Consider the following 1,232-nt stretch of genomic DNA (forward strand, 5'->3'; position numbering starts at 1 on the left):
CCTCCCCCTTATCCCCCTTCTCCCCTTAGCTCTGTTAATCAAAAACCCAAAATGGAGTAAGACTCTCTGCTGGCTAAGACATCTTTTGCTTGTTGAGGGGTTATATCTTGGGGAGTCGCATCATCTAGATTTGCACCAACACGGGTTTCGACACATAATGATGCGGTGCTGAATCCACCAAAGCGCTTCACTGTACTTGTCCGCATCCGCACATCCGGGCTAACAAAGGAGAAACGTTCTTCAGAACTCATCGTTTCATATTCGGTGAGGAGAATCAGCCCATCCTCATCATCCATTAAATAACGTCCTGCTACGGGGACGATTTCCGCATAGCCTCGCTCTCTGAGTAACCTACCTTGCCTGGGATTCTCCTTATCGGGGACAATCACCATCACGCTCGAACCTTGGTGATTTTCCCCCTCTGTTTTATCCCATGCCATTGTCCCCTGCCACCTAACTAGCGCTCCTCCCGCAGCCAAGCTAGCCTCAACCTCATGTAACTGGCAAATTTCAACTACTTGGGGATGCTCTGCTGTTAAGGTTGCTACCTCGATATCCGACTCCCCTGTTTCCGCTCGCTTGAATGCAAGGTGATGGGTTGTCCGTTGCGATCGCCATAAGCCAGCACTAAGCTCAAAAAATTCCATTGCATCCATCTCGTGAGTCTCCTTATAGGGCTGTGTTACAAATTGTCTTTTTTAATACTCCCTCGATTATAAAGTCGGGTTAAACCAGTTAGGAGTACTCACATCTTGCACCATTCTCAAGAATGGGTGGTACAAGATCTCAGCCGACTCTAGTTTATATTACATTTTGTTACTTTTATTACTTATCGCTTGACAAAGTGGACGTTTTATAATTGCAGTGCTAGAGTGGTTCAAAACCCCCAAAGGACAGGGAATAGGGATAAATGGCTTTATTACCCCGTTCAATGGACAAGAGCTAAGGAGTCAATTTATGGACATACCCGTACAACTAACCTTGGAGCAACAATTCAAGATGAAGGTTTACCAAGAGCAGGTAAAGGCTCTCAGTCAGGAAGAGGCTCAACAATATCTACTGGAAGTGATGCGGCAGATGATGGTAAAAGAAAATCTATTTAAACATCTGCTTAAAAATGCCTAAGCAGGTATCGATTTTTGCCAAAGGCTGGTTCGAGGGGTACGAGATTTCGTGCCCCTACTTTATATTTATATAGTTAAAAACAGGGGACAAGGGGAGCAGGGGAGCAG

Annotated in this window: 2 protein-coding genes; one reads left to right on the forward strand and one right to left on the reverse strand. The window is 45.5% G+C overall.

The window, feature by feature from the left end; genetic code table 11:
* Window positions 1-38: 38 nt before the first annotated feature.
* The gene (locus tag NJ959_RS29780) at window positions 39-656 is read right to left on the reverse strand and encodes a phycobiliprotein lyase (protein WP_254015372.1); all 618 of its coding nucleotides are present in this window, start codon (window positions 654-656) and stop codon (window positions 39-41) included.
* A 301-nt stretch (window positions 657-957) separates the two neighbouring features.
* Between NJ959_RS29780 and NJ959_RS29785 the strand changes: the two genes are divergently transcribed.
* Window positions 958-1,125, forward strand: coding sequence for an NblA/ycf18 family protein (locus NJ959_RS29785; protein ID WP_254015373.1), 168 nt, complete (start codon window positions 958-960; stop codon window positions 1,123-1,125).
* Window positions 1,126-1,232 lie beyond the last annotated feature (107 nt).

This window comes from Limnofasciculus baicalensis BBK-W-15 (assembly GCF_024178385.1).
Lineage (GTDB): Bacteria > Cyanobacteriota > Cyanobacteriia > Cyanobacteriales > Coleofasciculaceae > Limnofasciculus > Limnofasciculus baicalensis.

Bases quoted from the DNA above. Each gene is read 5' to 3' on its own strand.
- NJ959_RS29780 (WP_254015372.1), bottom strand. From the start codon at position 656: ATGGATGCAATGGAATTTTTTGAGCTTAGTGCTGGCTTATGGCGATCG.
- NJ959_RS29785 (WP_254015373.1), top strand. From the start codon at position 958: ATGGACATACCCGTACAACTAACCTTGGAGCAACAATTCAAGATGAAG.